This is a genomic window from Candidatus Tisiphia endosymbiont of Nemotelus uliginosus, from assembly GCF_964264835.1.
In the GTDB taxonomy this organism is placed as follows: domain Bacteria; phylum Pseudomonadota; class Alphaproteobacteria; order Rickettsiales; family Rickettsiaceae; genus Tisiphia.
Genome location: NZ_OZ183485.1, coordinates 1,069,492 through 1,094,183, shown reverse-complemented (window position 1 = coordinate 1,094,183; position 24,692 = coordinate 1,069,492). Strand labels below are relative to the sequence as shown.

The window sequence follows — 24,692 nt, the reverse complement described above, 5'->3', positions numbered from 1 at the left end:
CTACTATCTTTTCAACAGTTTCTTATTATACTACGAATTATGGGGTTAATGAAATATAATAACAATATATGACGCAACATATTATACATTCTGCTAAATTACTTGAGGAAAAGCGTAGTAATGCACGTCAAGGGGGAGGAGGAGAAAGGATATCTGTTCAACATAAGAAAGGTAAATTAACGGCAAGAGAAAGACTAGAAGCGCTATTAGATACAGAAAGTTTTGAAGAAATAGGAATGTTTGTTGAGCATAGGTGTAATAATTTTGGTATGGAGAGCAAAAAATTTCCTGGGGATGGGGTGATAACAGGACAAGGGACAATAAATGGTAGATTGGTTTTCGTTTATAGTCAAGATTTTACAGTGCTAGGAGGCTCGCTAGGGGAATATCATGCTAAGAAAATCTGTAATGTCCTTGATGCTGCTTTGGCAGTAGGGGCCCCAGTGATTGGGATAAACGACTCAGGGGGCGCACGAATTCAGGAAGGGGTTGATGCATTAGGCGGGTACGGAGAGATATTTCAACGGAATGTTATTGCTTCAGGAATTATTCCCCAAATTAGTTTAATTATGGGCCCTTGCGCAGGAGGAGCAGTATATTCTCCTGCTTTAACAGATTTTATATTCATGGTGAAGAATAGCTCTTATATGTTTGTTACAGGCCCAGACGTAGTTAAAACAGTAACAGGAGAAGAGGTAAGTCAAGAAAAGCTAGGAGGCGCTCGTATGCATACGGCTAAAAGTGGAGTTGCTGATTTGGCTTTTAAAAATGATATAGAAGCTCTTTTAGAAACTAGAAGATTTTTTAATTTCTTACCCTTATCCAATTGCAGCCCTTTACCAAAGCGTAAAACTGAAGATCCAGCAGACCGGGTGGATATGTCTTTAAATACTTTAGTGCCCTCTATTCCCAATAAACCTTATGATATGAAGGAGTTGATCGAGCGTATTATTGATGAAGGAGAATTTTTTGAATTACAGCCTGAATTTGCTCGCAATATCATTATTGGCTTTGGCTACATGGAAGGTCGATCTGTTGGATTTATTGCAAATCAACCGTTACATTTAGCAGGATGTTTAGATATAAATGCTTCAAGAAAAGCTGCAAGGTTTATACGTTTTTGTGATGCCTTTAATATTCCAATAGTTACGTTAGTTGATGTACCAGGATTTTTACCTGGCACTGACCAAGAGCATGATGGTATTATTACCCATGGAGCAAAATTATTATACGCTTACGCGGAAGCAACTGTTCCTAAGATCACTATTATTACCAGAAAAGCTTATGGTGGAGCATATATTGTGATGAATTCCAAACATTTGCGAGGGGATATTAATTACGCGTGGTATAATTCTGAAATTGCCGTACTTGGAGCAGAGGGAGCAGCAGAAATAATATTTAAAGAAGAATGCAAAGATCCAGAACTGAAAAAACAAAAAATCCAGGAATATAAAAATACAGTTACTTCCCCATTTGTTGCAGCATCACGAGGTTATTTGGATGATATTATAGAACCTCAGAATACCAGGTGGCGTATATGTAAAGCATTAAATATTCTTCAAAATAAAAAAGTAAAATTACCATGGAAAAAGCATGATAATTTACCACTTTAATGTTACTTCTTCCTTCCCAAATTTGCACTTTTAGCAAGCTTTATTTTTTTATAATATATTTTTAAGCACGAGATTTTATGACTAAGCCGTTATTTGATAAAATTTTAATTGCTAATCGTGGCGAAATAGCTTTAAGAATAATGAGGACCTTAAAAAAAATGGGTATTAAGTCAGTGGCAGTATATTCTGAAGCTGACACTCATTCAATGCATGTACAATATGCTGACGAAGCATATTATATCGGCAATTCTCCGGCAACCGAAAGTTACTTATCAATTAAAAATATTATCAATGCTATCAGAGCAAGTGGGGCCAACGGGGTGCACCCAGGATACGGTTTTTTATCAGAAAATGCAAATTTTGCTAATATTTTAAAAAGAGAAGGAGTCACTTTAATAGGGCCTAATGCTTCTGCTATTAAGAAAATGGGAGATAAAATAGAGGCAAAAAAAATTGCTATTGAAGCAGGGGTCAGCACGGTACCAGGCTATATTAGTACTATTAGCAACATAAGTCAAGCAGTAGAAATCGCAGAAAAGATCGGTTTTCCTGTAATAGTCAAAGCTGCAGCTGGCGGCGGCGGGCGAGGGATGAGAGTAGTAAAAAATTCTGAAGAAATGGCTAATGCGTTTGAATCTGCTAAACTGGAAGCAGTAAATAATTTTAGTGATGGCAGGTTATTCATTGAGAAATTAATTAGATCGCCGCGGCATATTGAGATCCAGTTACTAGCTGATCAGTATGGTAATAGTGTGTGCCTTGGAGAACGTGAATGTTCAATTCAACGTTATCATCAGAAGGTAATTGAGGAAGCGCCGAGTTCCTTTATTACTGAAGAAATAAGACAAAAAATGTATCAGGAAACAGTGGCTTTATCAAATAAAGTTGGTTATTACTCCGCAGGTACAGTTGAATTTATAGTTGACTTAGACAAGAATTTTTATTTTCTTGAAATGAATACTAGGTTACAAGTTGAACATCCTGTGACTGAAATGGTCACAGGCATTGATATAGTAGAAGAAATGATAAAAATTGCTGCCGGGGAGAAATTATCCTTTGCACAAGGAGACATTCAGTTAAAAGGTCATGCGTTTGAAGCGAGAATTTGTGCAGAAAATCCCATGCGGGGATTTTTACCCTCTAGTGGCAGAATTACTGAATATTCGGAACCACCAAAAAATGCTAATATTCGTGTAGATACAGGCTTAGGGCTTGGCGGGGAAGTAAGCATGTTTTATGATCCAATGATTGCAAAATTGTGCACTTATGGAGAGTCGCGAGAACAAGCAATAGAAGTTATGCGTTCTTCTTTGAGTTCATATATAATACGCGGCATTTCGCATAATATTAGCTTTTTAGAAGCGTTAATCTCTAATCCTCGTTTTATAGTAGGAGATATCAATACAGCCTTTATAGAAGAGGAATATCCTCATGGTTTTTCTGGCGCCACTTTAACTTCAGATATTACCAAAATATTTTTAGCTACGGCAATTTTCATTTATATTACTGAACAGAAACGTGCTTCATTAATTGCTGGACAAATGATTGATCAAGGCAATAAAATTGGTACTAGGTGGGTTGTTTCTATTGATGACCACCTATTCCCGGTACTGATTAAGTCAGTAGAGGATGGATATAATATAAGGCAAGAGCATGACCGAATATATATCCACAGCAATTGGAGCTTAGGTAGTAGGCTTTTTTCTTGTGTGGTCAATGGTAGAAAAGCTAATGTAAAAATTGAAAATATTACTACCGGCTATATATTATCGCATTCAGGCATTAATGTTACAGCCTATGTGCGTTCTACCAGAATGTCTGAACTAGAAGCCTTGATGATTACGAAATCTACCTCTGAAGAACAATTGGAATTACAAGCGCCCCTGGCTGGCCAAATTATCGCTATTAAAGTACAGGAGGGAAGCGAGATAACTATAGGGCAAGAGATTATGGTTTTAACTGCTATGAAAATGGAAAATATAATTATTGCTGAGCGTAGCGGAAAAATCGCTAAAATACTAGTTCATGAGGGAGAGCAGGTGACGAGTGGCCAGGTATTACTCGAATTTGCTTAAGTTAAAGATGAGACTTCCTGCATAAATCACTTCTATAAAAGTTTCCTTCACACAACCAAAAAGGACTTTTTCGTCTTAAGCAGGCAATCTATTGGAATTTGAATTATAAAATGTTTAATTATTATCGAGAATTTAAAAAATATTTTAATAGCAACAAAATATTATTTATCTTTACAATAATAGTAATAATATTGGTGTGGGGAACCTATTACTCCATTTCTATTGATGATCATTATCTTGGCCCTGACCCCAGTAAAGTAATAGGACTGTTACTGATAGACTTAGTAGTCATTTTACCCCTTGGCGTTCTATTAGCTCGTAAATTTTTACAAAAGCTGATCAATAGACAACACCATCAGGGAAGGGTTTCAAAACTACAAAATCGTATTATTGTTGCTTTTAGTCTCGTCACTGCTATTCCTACAATTATTGTCTCTGTTTTTTCTGCCTATTTTTTTAATTTTGGCATTCAAGCTTGGTTTGACCACAAGATATCGGCTGTCCTAGACCAGTCTATTATTGTAGCAGAGTCTTATATAGATGAACACAGACTACAACTAAGAGAAACGGCCTTATCTGTTGCGGATGATTTAAGTGAGATGTACTATTACTATGATTTAATACACAATCAAGCATTATTTACCAAGATATTAGACGGCGAAGTTGAGGCGCGTTCTCTGGAAGAAGCAATAGTGTTCCATAAACCGACTAATACTATTATCGCTAACACCTATTTAAGCTTTTCCCTGTCATTTTTGAACATTCCAGATTATCTAGTACAAAGAGCTAATACAGGAGAAATTATTGAGATTAAGTCTGATCCCGCTATGCTCCGGATGCTAATAAAACTAAAAGATCATAACGATATTTATTTATTAGTTGGTAGGTTAATTGATGATAAGATTATAGACCATATAGATAAAACTAATGGTGCAGCTGAGGAATATTATCGCCTTAAGAAGCATATAGCCAGCATGCAGATTAAGTTTTCAGTAGTATTTATTTTGATAGCCTTATTGCTTTTATTAGTCGCAATAAGCTGGGGGTTGATTTTTGCCCAAAAAATAATCAATCCTATTAAAAAATTAGTGATAGCTACAGAAAAAATAAAAGCAGGTGACTTAACGATCCAAGTGCCAGAAAATCATGTTAATAAGGATGAGATTAGTGTGTTATCTTCAGCTTTCAACAGGATGGTAAAACAAATTGATCGGCAGCAAAGGGATTTAATGATAGCTCAGCGTGCACTTGCTTGGTCTGATGTAGCCAGAAAAGTAGCGCACGAGATTAAAAACCCTTTAACCCCGATTCATTTGGCTTCTGAGAGATTGCTACGAAAGTTTAGTAACCAAGTGGACAATAAAACAGAATTTAACAAATATATTCAGATGATTATTAATCATACGAATGATATTAAGAAAATTGTTTCAGAATTTGTGAATTTTGCTCGATTACCTGCGCCAGTATTTACCAGTTGCGATTTGGTGCCACTGGTTAAGAATATAGTAGACTCACGTAAATTAATTAATGATAAAATATTATATCACTTCACCACTAGTGAAGTGTCTATAGATTTTCTTTGTGATACTACCCAAATTAATCAGATTATGGTTAATTTATTAAAAAATGCTGAAGAATCCATTCAAATGGTTAGATCACAGCTGGGAATTATTACTACTTCTATTAGCACATCACAAAGTCAAATAATTATTACAGTCACAGATAATGGGGTAGGCTTTCCTCCTAATTTAATTAGTAAAGCGGCAGAAGCGTATATTACAACTAGATCTAAAGGCAGCGGCCTTGGTTTAGCGATTATCAAAAAAATAGCCCAAGATCATGCGGGAACACTGGATTTAGCGAATCGCCCTGAAGGGGGCGCGATGGTTATAGTAACTTTCAATATTGAAGAACTACAATTAAAATCTTTAGAGAGCGCTCCTTATTAACAGAAACATTTGTGACCTTTATCTCTTTGAGTTAGTTAGGCTAAGTCTGGTATAGACAATTCAGGAGAATTTGGTACTAGGAGCGATGGAGCGAAGCCTATAGATAATAGGCGAGCGACGAGTAACGACGTCACCAACTTCTCATCAATTGACTATAATAAAGCTTAACACATATCAAGCCAATTATTGCCTATTTTAGTCTCGATAATAATTGGAATAGTTAATCTAGGCACCTTCTCCATAGCATTTTTTATAACTTTAGTGGCTATTTCTATTTCGTTAATAGGCGCCTCAAATAATAATTCATCATGAATTTGGAGAATCAATTTAGTTTCTAATTGTAGTTGCTGCAGGGTATGGTGTAGCTCAATCATAGCTATTTTAATTATATCAGCATTGGTGCCTTGAATTGGGGCATTAATTGCTGCTCTTTCGGCAATGTGCTGCATGGTATAATTTTTGTCATGTATTAAAGGGACAAAACATTTTCTGCCAAACAAATTTATCACATATCCGTGTTCTCGTGCATAGTTTTTGGTATATTCCATATATTGTTGAATTTCTGGGTATTCTTGGAAATAGTGTTTGATATATTCAGCAGCTTGGGTGGCAGTAATATTTAACTGTTTGGCTAGTCCAAAAGCACTAATACCATAAATAATTCCAAAATTTATTGCCTTAGCTTTACGTCGATGCTCCGATGTTAAATCCTGCTCTGCTATTTTAAATATATTACAAGCTGTTTTGCTATGGATATCTTTGCCTTCTATAAAAGCTTGTTTTAAAGTCGTGACATTTGCTATATCACTTAAAATTCGAAGCTCAATCTGCGAATAATCAGCAGAGATTAATTTATGTCCATCTTCGGCAACAAAAGCTCTTCTAATATTATTCCCTTCGGTAGAGCGAATAGGGATATTCTGTAAATTAGGCTCTTGTGAGCTAAGTCTACCAGTAGTAGTAGAGGTTTGTAAAAATGTTGTGTGTATTCTGCCGGTAGCAGCGTTGACTTGCAGAGGCAGACTATCAGTATAAGTATTTTTTAATTTGGTTAGTTGTCGCCATTTTAATAATAAACTAGCTACCTTGAAACCGTGATCACTAAGCTTTTCTAAAATTTCTCCACTAGTAGAGTAAGATTTTGTTTTAGGTGATAATTTACCAAAAGGGAGTTGCATCTTATCAAATAAAACTTCCCCTAATTGTTTGGGGGAGGCAATATTAAATTGAGTAGCTGTATTAGCGAAAATTTCTTGTTCTAGATTTGCAATTTCAATACCAAATTCATTTGATAATTTTTGAAGCTTGCTAGCCTCTAACTTAATGCCTACTTTTTCCATTTTATCGAGTATGTAACATAAAGGTAAATCAATTTCTTTATATAGAGCTAATGAATGGTTATTTTTAAGCTCTAGCAATAATTTCTGGTAATTTCTACTAAAGTTAATGATAATTTCTATTATGGCCTTTTCGGAGCCAATTTTCTGCCATTCTATTAATACATCTTTTTGTGGTTTGCCTGCCGACATTGCATATTGCATTAATTCTAAATCTTCCACTGCCACAATTTGATCGGCAATATTATCAAAGAATTTTAATAATGTTTTGAACCTATAAGTAATTTTTTTAATGGATTTATCTGTTAGTAACTTAACAATACCGTCCATAAACCATTGGTTGGAATTATTCCTATCAAAATTACAGGACAATAATTCAGACATTTCACTGCTTTGTACTGACGTAAATTTAAGCTGATAGCATTTATTATCAATCGATAATAATAGGTAAGGACGTTGTATTTGATGAGTTGATAAATAAATACCTACAATGCCAATTCTGTTAGCTTCAACTAGCAAATGCTCTAGTTCCTCTAGTACATGCAGTTCGTAAACCTCCAATTTTATTTCTTCATTAGCAAGAGGTAAAACTTCTTTCGCGATTTGTAATTGAAATAGATTCTCGATTCTTTGATATAATGATTTAAAACCATATTCTATTAAAAAAGTAGAGATTTTCTCACTGCTAGGAGGCACCCAAGTAAATTTATTAAGATCAAATTCTATATTCATATTGTGTTCTAAACCTACTAATTGCCATGACAGTAACACAAGGTCTTGAGAATTAGTTAAAATTTCCCTTTGCCGATTATTAGCTATTTGATTCAAAGAGTTTAACACTTCTTGTACCGAACCAAATTGTTTGATAAGGGCGGCAGCAGTTTTAGGGCCAATGCCAGGAGCGCCTGGAATATTATCGGATTTATCACCAATTAATGCCATTACTTCTCTTAGCTTGTTAGGCTCCACTCCAAATTTTGCTACTACTTCTTTCTCAGAGATGTATTTTGCTTTCATAGGATCATACATTTTAGTATGAGAATTAATTAGTTGCATTAAATCTTTATCCGCAGAAATAATAAGAGTATTTTTAGAGGCAATAGTAGCTTTATAAGTTAAAGTTGCAATAATGTCATCGGCTTCATAACCTTCTTGCTCAATTATAGCAAAATTTAAACTTGCCGCTGCCCGGCGTACCAATGGCAATTGTTCAATTAAATCTTGAGCAGGGATCAGTCTATTTGTTTTATATGGCTCGTAAATTTTGTGACGAAAATTCTTGCCCCCACAATCAAACACTACTATCGCATGTGTAGGTTTAAAATCATTTAATATTTTTAACAACATCGAAGTAAAGCCATATACTGCTCCAATTGGCGCCCCTGCTGGTGAACTTAAAGGTGGTTGTACATGATATGCTCTAAATACAAAACCGTAACCATCAATGATTAGTAGAGGATTTTCTTGAGTCATGTAATTAATAATTTTTTAAAGTTATTGGAGTGAATAAAATTTGTGCTCTTTCCTCAAAAGCGTTAACTATTTTTTTGGTTGCTTCACTGAAGAACATCTCAGCTAATCTATTAATTAATGAATTCTTCATTTGAAAATCAATAAAGAATTCTACTTGTGTCCCCCTATCTATTTGAGAAAATTTCCATGAGTTCTTTAAATACTGAAATGGGCCTGAAATTGCTTCTACCTCAATCGAATAAACTGGCTGATTGGTATAGGTCACCCGCGACTGATAGCTGTCTGAAAAACCTTTTAACTGTATTACTAATTCTGCGATAATTTGATTATCTGTTTTTGAAATAATTCTAGCGGCCTTACACCAGGGCAAAAATTTAGGATATGACTGAATATCAAGTACTAAACAAAATAGTTCTTGCGGTTTATAAGGTAATATTTTAACTTGATAAAAATTTGGCATTAAATAGGTATGATTAATGGCGTTTAAAAATCCGTAACTTTACCTTTATGTTGCCAATCCCCATGGGTAGTTGGCTCTTGTCCTTTAAATCCCCCTATTTCCTTTGGGTTTTCTTTTTGCTCTTTTGCTGTATTATTATTGTTAACATCATCAGTCATAAATTACCTAAAATTATGAAATTTTCTTATCTGCCTAGAATGTACGCTAATATTCCAATAATTGAAAGTTGTGTATTAACCCTTCCAGAAGATAATATACATTATCTTAACACAGTATTAAGGCTCAAAATAGGGGATAGTGTTAGAATTTTCAATCATAAAGATGGGGAATTTATAGCACAGATTATTAATATAACCAAAAGTAATTTATCAGTACAAATTAATAATATTTTAAGAACACCTACTCAGGATCCTGAAGTAATTTTAGGACTTTCTATAATTAAAAATGATAAGATGCGCGACGCTATCAACATGGCAGTCCAGCTGGGAGTAACCCAGATTGTACCGTTAATAGTACAGCACGTTCAATCGCATCATATTAATAGGCAAAAATTGTTAAAATGTATTATAGAATATACCCAGCAATCTGAACGATTAGTACCCCCAACACTACAAGAAATAACGTCCTTAACTCTATTGCTGGAAAAAAATTCAACTAATTTCGTACTATATGCTAACGAAAATGAAGATGAAAATAATACTATATTAAGGTTTGCTAAAACTTTCCCTACCAACATTTTAGTTATAGTAGGCCCAGAAGGAGGATTTACTTCTGAGGAGTTAAAACTTTTTAAATCAACAGCTAATTGTCACGGAATCAGCCTTGGTTCAACAGTTTTGAGAAGTGAAACAGCTGTAGCTGCTTGTTTGGCACAAATTAAATTATTACAATCTAGCCGCCATGTTTAAATTAGAACAAAAATATTTAGCTCCAGTAGCTGGGGTAGATGAAGCAGGTAGAGGTCCTTTGGTAGGCCCGGTAGTAGCAGCCGCTGTGATTATTGATCCGACAAAAATTATAGATGGGATACAAGACTCTAAAAAACTACCCAAAGCAAAACGTGAATTCCTATATGACAAAATTACTCAGGATTATTTGTGGTCCGTTGGAATAGTACAGCACGACGAAATAGATATAATGAATATCTTAGAAGCAACTAAAAAAGCCTGCATGATTGCAGTAACAAACTTAGCAATTATCCCATCTACTATCCTGGTAGATGGTAATATGAAATTTAAAGATCCAAGATTTATCAGTATAATCAATGGAGATAATCTATCGCTTTCTATTAGCGCTGCCTCTATTGTGGCTAAAGTCACTAGAGACCGCTTAATGTTTGAGTATTCTCAAGAGTTTCCGCAATATATGTGGCATAAGAATGCGGGATATGGTACTAAAGAACATTTAGACGCTATAAAATTATACGGGATCTCGCCTTACCATAGACATAGTTTTAAAGTGAAAATTTTATAAATTGACAGCTATAATTTTTGTATAGAGAGGAGATTAGACCAAAGCTCTTATTTGGCCTAATCTAATGAGTATTGTAATCTACCACAGGGTGGTCTCCTGCTAATCCTATATCTACCTCTTCATATCCTCCTTCTGACCACCCTGAGCTAGAAAAGGAAATAGGAGAATAAACGGGAACAATTTCTTCTGGCTGTATCATTTTATGCTCATCTATTATTACCCCTGGCGTACTACATGCCTGGGTTAAAGTAGCGATTTCTTCTACCTGTAAACCTGAATAATTAAGCTTAGTAATTAAGGGGGGTGATAGTAATGCAGTCACTAATTCTATTAGTTCTTTTCTGTTATTAGGAGATGCACTCAAATTCAAGATTAAGGTAACTTGATAATTTGGTAGTGCTACCACCTGCTCATAAATAGTCTCTTTTGTTGAACTAGGTAAGATATTAGTTAGGTACTCTACTAAACCCATTCTATCATTTTGCGTGGCATTCGTATGTAATGTTACTATCTCTTGCCTGTTTATTTGTATCTCTTTATAACTCGTAGGGGTAAGGCCGCCATAGGCACTAGATAAGATGGACTTTACTTCCTCTAAAAATTTTTCTTTACTGTGGGGGCTATTTTTTTTGAGTTTATAAACCATAACTTTATTCCCTCCTTTTATTCAATTAACCTGAATTTTAAGTAACACATCGCATTCAGGTTAAATAAATAATTACAATGTAGCACCAGAATGCATGTCTAGATTATCTCCTCTTAACTCTACATTTGGTGCCTCAAATATTGCTTCCTTTGAAGATGAGATAGAGAAGAGGTAATGAAAATAAGCAGGAGTAAGTAGTATATCCTTAGAGATACTATCATCAGAAACAATTGTCTCCTGATCAATCCCAACAACCTGCTTTAAAGCAATAATTTCTTCATGCTTGACACCACTACAAATCGTACGAGCAATTTTTATACCTTTTAGGATATCAGTAGCTAATTCCAACAGGTTTTCTCTTCCGTTTTGTAACTAATGCATATCCAATCCAGGATTAATATATTTTTATGCTTTGCTCTGTCTACTACTATACCTTTGTAACTATCTCTACCACACCCCCATATCCACTTCATATAAGGACCAGAAAATTCTGATAGTACTGACTTTAAAAAATCTTCTTCTTCCTAAGCAATTCTACGGATATTTTGGTTCTCATCGTCCAATCTTTCTTGTCTTGTTTTATAAGGCATAATTTCCATCTTTTTATTGTTTTCAATATAAATCATTATAATATAGGCTCAAATCCTCACCTACACTTAAGTACGCTGCAGTGTGTGCTCCGCGTTGACTTCAAATTCCCTGCCAAAAGCGAGCTCTAAAAGAAGTCAAATAAATTTTTGGAGCCTTTAGTACAATTCCACGAAATATTAAATTAACTTTGGTTAGATTCTGATATTTTAGACTTTTTTAACTCCACCAATTCATTCTGTAATTTTATGACCATCGCTTGCAGCACCTCAAATTCTTCTCTAGTCACATAGTTACCCTTCACTATTGTCTCTTCTACTAACTTGCTCCCTCGGTCCATCACATTATTAGCGGCTTTTTGTACGATTGCCCCGGTCCCTAACATTACTTTTAAAAAATTATTTGCTTTCATATTAAATTATTATATTGTTGTTAAGTTTTTATATTAATAGTTAGAGCATGGAGCCCATTGGCTAGTTCATCTGCCAAAAGTTCATTAATTATTCTATGCTGAGTTAATAAAGTTTTACCTGTAAAAATATCAGCAGAAATTTTAATAATGAAATGGCTCTCTATTGTTCCGCCTGTATGTGCTGAATGTTTAGAGCTCTCATCAATTATCTGACAATAATGTGGTTTTAGCACATCTAGTTTGCTTTTTATTCTATTGCTTCTAGTCATAGTGTTATGTGTCTAAAACTTTTACTAGTATCATTATATTAGAATTTTACTACTTAGTAAAACAGTATTTCAAGCCCTATGTCTGAATCAGAAGACTCCATAAATGCAGCTGCTATCAGTAAGTTACAGTTAAAAATTGATGAGATGCAAATAGGATATTGTGTGGCATTTAAGTTGTTAAATTATGATGAATTAAATTCTATAGTTAATTCTAATATTAAAATAATTAAGGTTTTAGATAAAATTATTAAAGAAGTATGCGGGGAATTAATTACTTTAGATGAATCAGGACAGTATTTTCAAGCTATAAGCACTAGGAATATAGATTCATATCTAGCAGTATTACCATTATTACACAATGACACCCCTACCAAACCTAAGGTGAAGATACCAATATATCAACAAATAGAAGTAGATAGAATTTTTGTAGTTTTACCGATCAAAGATCAGAAGTTAGTACGTGAAATTGCTCTCAAAATTTATTTATTGTCACAGCTTTATGTTACAAATTCTCACGCAGCACTGTATATGAATTGCGGTATTGCTAGTATAGAATTTCCTAAAATTACTAGTAATGCTCAAGAAATATATGTACTATTAAATTGGTTACTTACTTATCAAGGAGATCAATTATATTATCGGGAATATGATAATAAGCAATATAATATAGAATATGTCCATAAGGCTAATAAGCAACTTAATCTTTTGAGGAAGGCGTTATTAAATAAAAACATGGTTTTTGCTTATCAGCCAGTGATTGATAGGAAAACCATGAATGTTAGTTATTACGAATGTTTACTACGAATCCCTGATGCTCAAAATAACTTAATTTCTGTAGGCAGCCTAACTCAAGAAGCGGAAAAGAAAGGTTTAATTTTTATAATTGACCAAATAGTCTTAGAAATGGCTGTGAAAGAGTTAGCGGCCAATAAGGATTTAAAACTTGCAGTAAATATCTCTAATATTGGTATATTAGATCCCCCCTTACTAGTTATAGCAGAAAAACTCTTGCAAGCTTATGATGTAGCAGACAGGTTGATTATTGAAATTACTGAAACTACTTTTAACAATAATTATGAACAAATTACCTCTTTTATGCTCAAACTCAGAAAATTTGGGTGTAAATTTGCTTTAGATGATTTTGGAAGTGGTTTTACTTCTTTTGCGCAATTACAAAACTTACCAATAGATATTATTAAAATTGATGGTAGCTATGTACGTAAAATTACCAGTGATGCACAGTCCCAAGATTTTATTGCCAGGTTAGTGAAAATTTCTGAAGCAGTAGGAGCTATCACAGTAGCAGAATTTGTGGAAAATGGTGAAATAGCTCAATCTCTTATAGATTTAAAAGTTGATAGTATGCAAGGGGATTTTTTTGCTCCAGCTTTAACTAATAAAACTAAAGATTAGCATTTATTAGTTTCACTCTTAGTGATATATATATTGACAGTAAGAACACTATCAATTTGATTAATAAAGAACATGATCCTATTAGAACTAAAAAAAATAAATGGTACGCTTGATACTATCCATTTTGTGGGTATTGGCGGCATTGGGATGAGTGGAATCGCTAAAATACTACATAATCTTGGGTACAAAGTGCAGGGTTCTGATATAGCAGAAAACTACAACACTAGAAGACTCGAGAATAGTGGTATTAAGATTTATATTGGCCATCACGCTCAAAATATTCCCAATGTTTCATATGTAGTTGTATCTACTGCTATTAACAAAGATAATCCTGAAATTCAAGAAGCGTTGCGTAGGAAAATACCGGTAATTAGGAGAGCTGAAATGTTGGCTGAATTAATGCGGTTAAAATGTTCGGTAGCAATTTCAGGATCACATGGCAAAACCACTACTACCTCCCTTGTGGCTTGCTTATTTGAAGCTGCTGGCCTTTGTCCTACAGTTATTAACGGAGGTATTATTAACAACCGCTTTACTAACGCCTATACTGGGTCGGGTAATTATTTAATAGCAGAAGCTGATGAGTCAGATGCTACCTTTATCCATATACCATCAACAATTGCGGTTATTACTAATATTGATCCTGAGCATTTAGATTTCTATAAAAATTTTAATAATTTAATTGCAGCTTTTAAAAGTTTTGTCACTAACTTACCATTTTATGGCTTTGCGGTTGCTTGTATTGACCACAAAATCGTGCGAAATTTAGTAAATGACATACTAGATCGAAAAATTATTACTTATGGCATAGATTCTCAAGACGCCAATGTACAAGCATTGAATTTAGAGTTTGGTATAACCTCATCTACATTTGATGTCAAAATTAATCTGCCTAATGTAAATGGGACAACGACTATAGAACAAATCACACTACCCACCCCAGGAAGGCATAATGTCCTCAACGCTTTAGCTGCTATATCAGTAGCCGTAGAACTTGATTTTGGTATTAAAATTATTAAAAATGGATTTAGTAATTTTGAAGGAGTAAAACGAAGATTTACCAAAGTTGCCGAATATAATGGTGCTACAGTAATTGATGATTATGCTCATCATCCCGAAGAAGTAAAAGCTACACTTGCAACCGCTCGAAATATTGCTAATAAACAAAATGGTAAAGTTATAGCCATTTTTCAGCCTCATAGATATTCTAGGGTGCAATGCTTATTTAAGGATTTTGTTACTTGTTTCCAAGATGCAGATCAACTATATATAACTGATATATATGCTGCAGGTGAAAAATTAATAGAAGGCATAACTGGTAAAAGTTTGGTAGAGCAAATTAAGAGTAGTGGTTCCCACTCCCAGGTTTCATTCCTTGCTGCTCCTGAAGATATACATAAAGTGATTATAGATAAAGCTATGCCTGGAGATATTATCATTATGATGGGAGCTGGAAGTATATCTAGCTGGGCCAATAATTTACCCGAGCAATTGGCCAAGCTTAAGTAGCGCCAACAAATGATAACACATGACACCATATATGGCAAAAACCCACCAATTGCTTTTCTGCAATTCGTCAAGTGTTTACAGTATATACTCAATGATTTCAAGAGTTGGATTTTATTTGACAGCGCGGTAGACGCGCGAAGCGGAAGGCAAGTACGTGAGCATAGCGAAATCCCCGAGACCATGACAAAACAACTCTTGAAAGGCGAAGAGTATAAATAAAAAATTTAAGTTAGATGATATTATGAATTTACCGGCAGTGAAAGGAGAATATAGAAATAACTATCCTTTAAAACATCTCACCTGGTTTAAAGTAGGAGGCGAAGCTGAGGTCTTTTTTAAGCCGGCTAATCCTGCAGACTTAGCAAATTTTTTACTAACCAAACCACAAAATGTCGCGGTAACTATCTTAGGGGCTGGTTCCAATATTATTATTAGAGACAAGGGGGTAGATGGGGTAGTAATAAAGTTAGGACAAAATTTTACTGATATAGAATTAATGCCTGATAATAAGGTAGCAGTAGGAAGTGCTTGTCTAAATTTTAATCTAGCTAAATTTTGTCAAGAACATTCAATTAGCGGCTGCGAATTTTTAATTGGGATACCTGGCACTGTTGGCGGTGGTGTGGTGATGAATGCTGGCTCTTATAATTCAGAATTTAAGGATATTATATTAAGTGTTGAAGCGCTCACTTCGAAAGGGGAGTTCCTGATTATTACTAATGATGAAATAGGTTTTAAGTATCGAGGCACTAATTTACCTAATGATTTGATTATAATTAAAGCTATTATTCAAGTACAAATAGGTAATAAGGAGGAAATCATCCACAAGATGAATGTAATAACTAATAATAGGCAAGCTAGTCAGCCTATTAAAGAACGTACGGGGGGAAGCACTTTTGCTAATCCTGCAAATTGTAAAGCATGGGAGTTAATTGATCAGGCGGGAATGAGAGGCTATCAAATGGGAGGAGCTTCGGTATCGCAATTACATTGTAATTTTCTGATAAATCATGGGAATGCGTCTGCTCATGATTTAGAAAGTTTAGGGGAGCTAGTTAGAGATAAAGTAATGCAAAATAGTGGAATTAGCTTGCAATGGGAGATTAAACGGATAGGAAAATATGCATAAATATGCTACTCGTTTTATTGCCAATTCTAAAGTAACCTTGTTAAATAATGACGGCAAAAAACATATAGCCTTAGTAGGGGGCGGCATGTCCGCTGAACGCGAAGTATCTCTAGTATCGTCCAAGGAAGTAGGCCAAACTTTAATTAAATCTGGGTATAAGGTGACGTTTATAGATATGGGCATCGATATTGCCCAAGTGCTTTTAGACTTGCAGCCTGATATTGTGTATAATTGCCTGCATGGTACTTATGGCGAGGATGGTTGTCTTCCTGGTTTGCTTAATATTTTACGTATTCCTTATACTCATAGTGGAGTTTTTGCCTCATCGTTAGCATTTAGTAAAATCCACTCAAAAATGTGGTTTACTGCTAACAATATTAATACCGCTAACAGTATTACCGTCAATAAATCTAATAATCTTAAGAATGATCCTATGCTGCGTCCTTATGTTATAAAGCCTTTAACTCAAGGATCCAGTATAGGAATTGAGGTAGTATTGCCAAAGGATGATTTTAACTTTGCTAGTTACGATTTTCCTTATGGTGATCAGATTTTAGTTGAAGAATATATCAAGGGTAGAGAGCTGCAGGTAGCCGTTTTAAACGGCAAGGGTTTAGGGGTACTAGAAATACAATTGCTAAAACGCAGATTTTATGATTATGATACTAAATATACGCCAGGCTATGCTGAGCATTTGTGCCCCGCTCCACTGCCTCCTAATCTTTATGATGCATTATTAAAAGAGTCAGAGAAACTATATAATACTATGAATTGTAAAGGAGTAGCACGAGTAGAGTTTATTTTAGAACCTCAGCACGATAAGTTTTTTGTGTTAGAACTTAATACCCACCCCGGCATGACTCCATTATCAATTGTTCCTGAAATAGCGGCTTTACAAGGAATAAATTTTACTTCATTAGTGGAAGAAATACTCAAGACAACAAGTTTTGAAATATGAAGCAAAAGAAAAATTATTCTAAGAAAAACAAAATTAATATTCCTTTGCGCCGTAAGTTTGCTCTCATATATATTAGATTAATATGGGCTCTTAAAATAACTTTGCTAATTTTTTTCTCTCTCTTTTTCTTGACGTCTTCTTTCAGCAGTGTAAAACAGGAAATCATTCAAAATATTTATGAATATACTTCAGATATAGGCTTTAGACTTGAAAATGTTTTAATTGAAGGACAATATAATATTAATGAAGAAGATATATTAGCCACCTTAAATGCGGATAAAGGTACCCCTATTTTTTCTTTAGATCTCACTTCAATTAAGAATAGTTTGAAACGTAATTCGTGGGTAAAAAATGTTGCAATTATTGAACGGAGATTGCCTAATACGCTTTATATCAGACTGATTGAAAAAGCACCTATTGCTATTTGGCAGTTTAATGGGCAAGTATTCCTTATTGATGAAGAAGGAAGTAAAATTACTAATATTATAGATAACTTTGCTAATCTGCTACATGTTGTAGGGTCAGATGCTAGCATCAATGCTAGCAAATTAATTGAAGATTTGGAACCATACCCAGACTTGTCAGCAAAAATTATTTCGGCTGTACGGTACGGGGACAGGCGTTGGAATCTGAATTTAGAACAGAACATTGTGGTAAAAATGCCAGATACTGGTTTTAAACAAGCTTTAGAATATCTTGTAAACTTAAATGTACACCAGATATTATTTAACCAAAATTATAAGGTAATAGATTTAAGAGATTCAAGTAAGGTGTATGTAGAAAAATATTAGGTTGTTGAACATTTTTACTGGGAAAAATATTATAGATTTATGAGTAAATTATGAAATCTAAACTAACTAATTTTATTGCCCTTGACTTAGGTAGTAGCAAAATAGCAACTATTGCTGCGTATATTGATAAAAGAGAAGCAGTAAAAGTGGTAAGTCAGAATTTATATCATTCAAAAGGCATTAGGTCAGGAGTGATATTAGATATAAAAGGCGCAGAAAATAGCATTATTGGTGCTATCTATGAATTGGAAAAAGATTGTGGAAAGAACATTAAAGAAATTACGGTTTCCTTAACAGGATATGGTACTAAATCATATTACATAAGTAGTAAAATAAAAATCTCACCTAACCAACCAATTTTAGAACAAGATGTCAAAAAATTGATTAAACAAGCACTATCTGAGTTAAAACTCAAAGATCAAGAAGTAATAGATTATTTTCCATTAGGGTTTGAACTTGATGACACTACGATTGACGAACCAATTGGCATGTATGGTAAAGAATTAGGATGCGAATTACACATTATTACTGCCAGCGCTAATATGCTTATAAATCTTACTAATTGTTTTGCGAAATGCCATGTTGAAATCAATAACATAGTGCTGGCAATTTATGCTTCAGGTTTAGCTTGTCTCACCAAGGATGAGAAAGAACTAGGTTCTGTTATAATTGATATGGGTGCTAGGACTACTTCTTTAGGAATATTTATTGCTGGTAAATTAATATATACTGGTTACATAAATGTTGGTAGTTTTCATATTACCTCTGATATAGCGAAAGTGTTTTCTCTCACCTTGAGCGCTGCAGAAAAGCTGAAAGTATTATATGGTAATGCCGTACCATCAGCTTTTGATAAAGATAATATTATTCGGTTAGAAGATAATAATATCGATTTAACAGATAATGAAGGAATCACTATAACTTCAAAGCATCTTGCAGAAGTAATCAACCCACGAGTAGAAGAAATATTGGGGATGGTTCAAACCGAATATAACAAAATTATTGCCAATAACATGCTAGCCTACCGTATCGTGATCACTGGTGGAGGGGCAATGCTACGAGGCGTAAAAGAACTAGCAAGCAAAATTTTTGAACGACAAGTAAGAATTGGTAAGCCAGAAATATTAGAAGGTTTTGCCGAAGATTATAATCCTTATATATATTCCACCGCCATAGGCATGGTAAAAAATCAATTTTTCAAAACACTAAAAAGCTCTCTTAAGATTGGTGAAGATAATGAGAATTTAAGTTGGTATAAAAAGCTGTTAATTTGGCTAAAAGACAATGTGTAACAAGGGGTGTTTTATTTGCCCAAAATATAAGTTTTAAGGTAATGCGAGTTAACCGCTGGGTCCGTAAACTATAAATCAAAACAAGAGCAGCATAATACCATTTCCCAAAACTAAATTAGCACTAGAAGTACGAGTGCCCGCTACCTGCGCGTACAGACGTATCACACTACTGGACAAAAATAGAAAATGGTTGAAAAAACATATTATTTTAAGTACAAAATGTTATTTTTGAGATAATAATTGCTAAAAACGAGCTTTAGCAGATAACAATTTTTGTACTTTTTCAACCATTTTCTATTTTTGTCTAGTAGTGTGACAGACGTATACATGAGGAGCGGAAGATCATGAAGTACAACGAACGTAGATAATTAGTTTTCGGAAATGGTATATTAGACTTCTTTCCAAACTCTACTCGAGATAGTAATTTGGACAATGAATCTAGGCTCAAATCCTCACATACATTTAAGTACGCTGCGGTTCGGAGCGAAAAGCCTTCTTCAAATTCCCTACCAGAAGCGAGTTTGGAAAGAAGTCTAATATCGATTCTACCCACTGTAAATATTGTGAGTACCTTCCCCTCGCTAACAAACAATTATAACTACCTTGAATTTTATAAAGCTGCATGCTATAATTTTTACCTTTAACCAAGATCTTTATAAATATTAATATATTAAACCTTATGGCTGAAGTTTTTTTTAATGGTCCTGCTGGGCGAATTGAAGGACGTTATACTAAATCTAAAGACCCTAAAGCCCCTGTTGCCTTAGTTTTACATCCTCATCCTCTTTATGGGGGCACCATGAATAATAAGGTGGTTTATAATATTTATAAAGCATTAGCAGATGCAGGCTTTACAGTTCTACGAATTAATTTCCGCGGCATAGGGAGATCGCAAGGGGAATTTGATCATGGCATTGGCGAAATGACAGATGCAGCAACTGCCCTAGATTGGCTACAGCTTAATAATCCTAGTAGTAGTATGAATTTAATCTCTGGTTTTTCTTTTGGGTCATGGATAGCTATGCAACTGATTATGAGACGGCCAGAAATTCACAATTTTATTGCTATATCACCGCCAGTAAATAAATATGATTTTACCTTCTTATCTCAATGCCCTATTTCTGGATTTATAATACAAGGTGATAGAGATAGTATTGTTTCAGAAGAAGCAGTACTTGATTTAGCACATAAATTATCTAAGCAAAAACATATTACAGTAGATTATAAAATAATTCAGGGTGCTGACCACTTTTTCCGTAATAAAATTGATGAATTTATATTAGCAATTCATGACTATATCAAATTAAGATTATTAAATAAACAAGGGATAACCTTAAGTAAGGAATACCTTAATGAAGAAAAACCGTTAAGCAACAACCGCCACAAAGTTTTTTTAGAGTAAGAATTAGGCGGTGTTGACAAAATTTTGTAGCCCTTCACGAATGTGGCGTAAGCAGTGAGTTGTTGCATCTTTTGGAAGGAATTTAATTTTTGTTGTTTGCAGGTTCAATACAAAGAAATTATTCTCTCTAAAAACCTAGTATCATTTCAGGGGCGCGGCCTAAACCAGAACCCCTAATAGTTTTTGAAATAGGTTTTGGCTTTGTTGTTGCCAGGTCATATAAAGTGATATTAGTCTTTCTAAAAACCTCCGCCACGTTCAGCGCTCATAAAATAGGCATTTTCTTGGTAAACAACATAATGCCTGATTTGCCTTTTGGCATGGTTATTGGTTAGCGGAATTTCTTTATCAATTGTTTTTAGGCAATGCCATATACAGATCACAAAAAAGGGCCTCTTCTATCTCAAGGCTATATTAACTATTTTTAAGGCAGAATGCCACAGGAGAATTATTAAAAAAAATTTACATTATAAGCTTGGCAGTGACTTACTCTCCCATACCTCAGGGTATAGTACCATCAGCGCTACGAAGTTTCACGGTCGAGTTCGGAATGGGATCGTGTGTTTCACTCGTGCTATAACCACCAAGCTTATAATGTAAATTTTTATATAATTGGAACATTGCCTAATATAAGCAAAAATCAGTTAGGACTTTTAACTGTTACATAAAAGTAATATTTATATTATTTTTATAATATAGTTAAAACTCCTATTTGAATTTTCCTTAAAACCTTAGTAAAGGTTTGAATATTGCTTTCCTAATTCTTAAAGTTTTTGCATTATATTAGACTTCTTTCCAAACTCTACGCGAGATGGTAATTTGGACAATGAATCTAGGCTCAAATCCTCACATACATTTAAGTACGCTGCGGGTTTGAAGCGAAAAGCCTTCTTCAAATTCCCTACCAGAAGCGAGCTCTCAAAGAAGTCTATTATAACAAACTTGAACATTGATAAAACCAAAAACAATCTACATTTTACAAAATTAATGCTGCACACAAATACAACCTCAGCAAAGTAAAACAATCGAGCTATTAGTATCAGTTAGCTACACACGTTACCGTGCTTCCACACCTGACCTATCAACGTGGTGGTCTTCCACGGCTCTAATAGGGAAGTCTAGTTTTGAGGTGGGTTTCCCGCTTAGATGCATTCAGCGGTTATCCCTTCCGTACTTAGCTACCCAGCCATGCCGCTGGCGCGACAACTGGTCCACCAGAGGTACGTCCACCTCGGTCCTCTCGTACTAAAGGCAGATCCTCTCAAACTTCCTACACCCACGGCAGATAGGGACCGAACTGTCTCACGACGTTCTAAACCCAGCTCACGTACCACTTTAATCGGCGAACAGCCGAACCCTTGGGACCTTCTCCAGCCCCAGGATGTGATGAGCCGACATCGAGGTGCCAAACGATTTCGTCGCTATGGACGCTTGGAAATCATCAGCCTGTTATCCCCGGAGTACCTTTTATTCGTTGAGCGATGGCCCTTCCACGCGGGACCACCGGATCACTATGACCGACTTTCGTCTCTGCTCGTCTTGTCAGACTCGCAGTCAGGCTAGCTTATGCCATTGCACTCTAACAGTTGATTTCCGACCAACCTGAGCTAACCATCGCGCGCCTCCGTTACTCTTTGGGAGGCGACCGCCCCAGTCAAACTACCCACCATGCATTGTTTCGGATCCTGATTCAAGGACCTCGGTTAGAGATCAAGAATCAAAAGGGTGGTATCTCAAGGGTGACTCCACAACGGCTAGCGCCATTGCTTCATAGTCTCCCACCTATCCTGCACATCTAATTCCTAATACCAGTGCAAAGCTATAGTAAAGGTTCACGGGGTCTTTCCGTCTAACCGCGGGAACTCCGCATCTTCACGGAGAATTCAATTTCGCTGAGTCGATACTGGAGACAGTGGGGAAATCGTTACGCCATTCGTGCGGGTCGGAACTTACCCGACAAGGAATTTCGCTACCTTAGGACCGTCATAGTTACGGCCGCCGTTCACTGGGACTTCAATTCAGAGCTTGCACCCCTCCTTTTAATCTTCCAGCACTGGGCAGGCGTCAGACCCTATACTTCGTCTATTGACTTTGCAGAGCCCTGTGTTTTTAATAAACAGTCGCTACCCCCTAGTTTGTGTCACCTATAGATGGTTGCCCACATATAGGTCATCCTTCTTCCAAAGTTACAGATGCAATTTGCCTAGTTCCTTCAGCATCGTTCTCTCAAGCGCCTTGGTATACTCTACCTGTCCACCTGTGTCGGTTTGGGGTACGGTCTTTAACGAGGGTGTTATTTCCTGGAAGCTATTCACTGCATACACAATCCAATCAGTGTATACAATTTACTATCTTCGTCACATCCCTCAGGTTCAGGAATATTAACCTGATTCCCATCGACTACGCCTTTCAGCCTCATCTTAGGGGCCGACTAAACCTGCGCAGATTAACTTTACGCAGGAACCCTTGGACTTTCGGCGAGAATGTTTCTCACATTCTTTATCGCTACTTATGTCAGCATTCTCACTTCCGATACCTCCAGCAAACTTCACAGTTTACCTTCACAGGCTTACGGAACGCTCCGCTACCATCTGTACTCTATCAGTACAAATCCACATCTTCGGTACATGACTTGAGCCCCGTTACATTGTTGGCGCAGGAAAACTTATTTAGACTAGTGAGCTATTACGCTTTCTTTAAATGATGGCTGCTTCTAAGCCAACATCCTAGTTGTTATGGTTTTCCCACATCCTTTAACACTTAGTCATGATTTAGGGACCTTAGATGGTGGTCTGGGCTTTTTCCCTCTCGACTATGGACCTTAGCACCCATAGTCTGTCTGCTATGCTGTACTCGTCGACATTCGGAGTTTGGTTGAGTTTGGTAAGTCGGTAGGACCCCCTAGCTCATCCAGTGCTCTACCTTCGACGGTAATCGCTATAACGCTCTACCTAAATAGATTTCGCGGAGAACCAGCTATATCCGAGTTTGATTGGCCTTTCACCCCTAACCACAACTCATCCCCTACTTTTTCAACAGTAGTGGGTTCGGTCCTTCAGCGAATATTACTCCGCCTTCAACCTGGCCATGGCTAGATCACTCGGTTTCGGGTCTAATTCATCTAACTAAAAGTCGCCCTATTCAGACTCGCTTTCGCTACGCCTACACCTCACGGCTTAAGCTTGCTAGATAAACTAAGTCGCTGACCCATTATACAAAAGGTACGCCGTCACAGAACATAAATAAAATGTCTGCTCCGACTGCTTGTAAGCATTCGGTTTCAGGTACTATTTCACTCCCCTCATTGGGGTACTTTTCACCTTTCCCTCACGGTACTTGTTCACTATCGGTCACTAGAGAGTACTTAGGCTTAGAGGGTGGTCCCCCTATATTCAGACAGGATTTCACGTGTCCCGCCTTACTCAAGGACTTCAAAACTTTTTACCTATAAGGGGCTATCACCCTCTATGGCCAACCTTTCCATGTTGTTCTAGTTTTTATTTTGAAGCCACTGGCCTGGTCCGCGTTCGCTCGTCACTACTAACGGAGTCTCGGTTGATGTCCTTTCCTCCAGCTACTGAGATATTTCAGTTCGCTGGGTTTGCTTCACATAGCTATGTATTCACTATATGATATCTGCTAAGCAGATGGGTTTCCCCATTCGGAAATCTTCGGATCAAAGCTTATTCGCAGCTCCCCAAAGCTTATCGCAGCGTATTACGTCCTTCATCGCCTTCTAGTGCCAAGGCATCCACCAAATGCTCTTATTTTATTTACTTTGATTCTTTTAAAGCTTGAGATTGTATGATGTGTGCAGAACTAATTTTGCACTATACAGTATCTACTCGCGATCATAAATTTTTATTTTTATTAATCGTAGTAGGTATTTGTTTTCAGTTTTAT

The 24,692-nt window shown here is 35.8% G+C and carries 18 protein-coding genes, 2 rRNA genes and 2 pseudogenes; 12 read left to right on the top strand and 10 right to left on the bottom strand.

All coding sequences use genetic code 11. The features are described from left to right. Positions 1-68: 68 nt before the first annotated feature. The 3 genes from ACFELV_RS04765 to ACFELV_RS04755 all read left to right on the top strand — a co-directional run bounded on the left by ACFELV_RS04765 (position 69) and on the right by ACFELV_RS04755 (position 5,637). A complete protein-coding gene (locus ACFELV_RS04765; protein WP_375326979.1) occupies positions 69-1,613 on the top strand; it encodes an acyl-CoA carboxylase subunit beta in 1,545 nt (514 codons plus the stop codon). A gap of 77 nt (positions 1,614-1,690) precedes the next feature. Then, positions 1,691-3,688: an acetyl-CoA carboxylase biotin carboxylase subunit gene (locus ACFELV_RS04760; RefSeq protein WP_375326978.1), complete on the top strand. Its 1,998-nt coding sequence runs from the start codon at positions 1,691-1,693 to the stop codon at positions 3,686-3,688. Positions 3,689-3,798: 110 nt separating this feature from the next. Beyond that, complete coding sequence (locus ACFELV_RS04755; RefSeq protein ID WP_375326977.1) at positions 3,799-5,637, top strand: sensor histidine kinase NtrY-like; 1,839 nt, start codon at positions 3,799-3,801, stop codon at positions 5,635-5,637. A 164-nt stretch (positions 5,638-5,801) separates the two neighbouring features. On the opposite strand, the gene polA is transcribed toward ACFELV_RS04755, so the two are convergent. The 3 genes and pseudogenes from polA to ACFELV_RS04735 all read right to left on the bottom strand — a co-directional run. Further along, positions 5,802-8,447, bottom strand: coding sequence for a DNA polymerase I (polA, locus tag ACFELV_RS04745; protein WP_375326976.1), 2,646 nt, complete (start codon positions 8,445-8,447; stop codon positions 5,802-5,804). A 4-nt stretch (positions 8,448-8,451) separates the two neighbouring features. Further along, the gene (locus ACFELV_RS04740) at positions 8,452-8,907 is read right to left on the bottom strand and encodes a type II toxin-antitoxin system RatA family toxin (protein ID WP_375326975.1); all 456 of its coding nucleotides are present in this window, start codon (positions 8,905-8,907) and stop codon (positions 8,452-8,454) included. Positions 8,908-8,930: 23 nt separating this feature from the next. Continuing rightward, positions 8,931-9,053, bottom strand: a pseudogene (locus ACFELV_RS04735) (DUF1674 domain-containing protein); the annotation flags it as partial. A 27-nt stretch (positions 9,054-9,080) separates the two neighbouring features. On the opposite strand from ACFELV_RS04735, the gene ACFELV_RS04730 reads away from it, so the two are divergent. Together ACFELV_RS04730 and ACFELV_RS04725 are read left to right on the top strand one after the other, a co-directional pair. After that, positions 9,081-9,815, top strand: a complete 735-nt coding sequence (locus tag ACFELV_RS04730) for a 16S rRNA (uracil(1498)-N(3))-methyltransferase (RefSeq protein WP_375326974.1) — start codon at positions 9,081-9,083, stop codon at positions 9,813-9,815. Continuing rightward, entirely contained in the window at positions 9,808-10,380 is a 573-nt protein-coding gene (locus ACFELV_RS04725; RefSeq protein WP_375326973.1) for a ribonuclease HII, read from the top strand. Before ACFELV_RS04730 ends, ACFELV_RS04725 begins: the two co-directional genes overlap by 8 nt. Before the next feature lie 61 nt (positions 10,381-10,441). On the opposite strand, the gene ACFELV_RS04720 is transcribed toward ACFELV_RS04725, so the two are convergent. From ACFELV_RS04720 to ACFELV_RS04705, 4 genes are all read right to left on the bottom strand, one after another. After that, a complete protein-coding gene (locus ACFELV_RS04720; protein WP_375326972.1) occupies positions 10,442-11,026 on the bottom strand; it encodes a hypothetical protein in 585 nt (194 codons plus the stop codon). A gap of 72 nt (positions 11,027-11,098) precedes the next feature. Then, complete coding sequence (locus ACFELV_RS04715; protein WP_375326971.1) at positions 11,099-11,374, bottom strand: hypothetical protein; 276 nt, start codon at positions 11,372-11,374, stop codon at positions 11,099-11,101. A gap of 424 nt (positions 11,375-11,798) precedes the next feature. Then, a complete protein-coding gene (locus ACFELV_RS04710; protein WP_375326970.1) occupies positions 11,799-12,026 on the bottom strand; it encodes a hypothetical protein in 228 nt (75 codons plus the stop codon). A 20-nt stretch (positions 12,027-12,046) separates the two neighbouring features. Then, positions 12,047-12,295, bottom strand: a complete 249-nt coding sequence (locus ACFELV_RS04705; protein ID WP_375326969.1) for a BolA family protein — start codon at positions 12,293-12,295, stop codon at positions 12,047-12,049. A gap of 78 nt (positions 12,296-12,373) precedes the next feature. Here ACFELV_RS04705 and ACFELV_RS04700 point away from each other — a divergent pair, with 78 nt between their 5' ends. The 7 genes from ACFELV_RS04700 (at position 12,374) to ACFELV_RS04665 (ending at position 20,789) form a co-directional block, all read left to right on the top strand. Next, positions 12,374-13,708, top strand: coding sequence for an EAL domain-containing protein (locus ACFELV_RS04700; protein WP_375326968.1), 1,335 nt, complete (start codon positions 12,374-12,376; stop codon positions 13,706-13,708). Positions 13,709-13,780: 72 nt separating this feature from the next. After that, complete coding sequence (murC, locus tag ACFELV_RS04695; RefSeq protein ID WP_375326967.1) at positions 13,781-15,217, top strand: UDP-N-acetylmuramate--L-alanine ligase; 1,437 nt, start codon at positions 13,781-13,783, stop codon at positions 15,215-15,217. 238 nt (positions 15,218-15,455) lie between these two features. Then, complete coding sequence (gene murB / locus ACFELV_RS04690; protein ID WP_375327519.1) at positions 15,456-16,346, top strand: UDP-N-acetylmuramate dehydrogenase; 891 nt, start codon at positions 15,456-15,458, stop codon at positions 16,344-16,346. Then, positions 16,339-17,304 (top strand): D-alanine--D-alanine ligase, encoded by a 966-nt coding sequence (locus ACFELV_RS04685; RefSeq protein WP_375326966.1) that lies wholly within the window; start codon positions 16,339-16,341, stop codon positions 17,302-17,304. The genes murB and ACFELV_RS04685 overlap by 8 nt, the downstream gene beginning before the upstream one ends. Beyond that, complete coding sequence (locus tag ACFELV_RS04680) at positions 17,301-18,095, top strand: cell division protein FtsQ/DivIB (protein WP_375326965.1); 795 nt, start codon at positions 17,301-17,303, stop codon at positions 18,093-18,095. Before ACFELV_RS04685 ends, ACFELV_RS04680 begins: the two co-directional genes overlap by 4 nt. A gap of 50 nt (positions 18,096-18,145) precedes the next feature. After that, the gene (gene ftsA, locus ACFELV_RS04675; RefSeq protein ID WP_375326964.1) at positions 18,146-19,387 is read left to right on the top strand and encodes a cell division protein FtsA; all 1,242 of its coding nucleotides are present in this window, start codon (positions 18,146-18,148) and stop codon (positions 19,385-19,387) included. A 679-nt stretch (positions 19,388-20,066) separates the two neighbouring features. Continuing rightward, positions 20,067-20,789: an alpha/beta hydrolase gene (locus ACFELV_RS04665; protein ID WP_375326962.1), complete on the top strand. Its 723-nt coding sequence runs from the start codon at positions 20,067-20,069 to the stop codon at positions 20,787-20,789. A 159-nt stretch (positions 20,790-20,948) separates the two neighbouring features. Here ACFELV_RS04665 and ACFELV_RS04660 read toward each other — a convergent pair. From ACFELV_RS04660 to ACFELV_RS04650, 3 genes and pseudogenes are all read right to left on the bottom strand, one after another. Next, positions 20,949-21,136, bottom strand: a pseudogene (locus tag ACFELV_RS04660) (IS66 family transposase); the annotation flags it as partial. Positions 21,137-21,262: 126 nt separating this feature from the next. Beyond that, positions 21,263-21,377, bottom strand: a 5S ribosomal RNA gene (gene rrf / locus ACFELV_RS04655). A 424-nt stretch (positions 21,378-21,801) separates the two neighbouring features. After that, positions 21,802-24,568 (bottom strand): 23S ribosomal RNA (locus tag ACFELV_RS04650). Positions 24,569-24,692 lie beyond the last annotated feature (124 nt).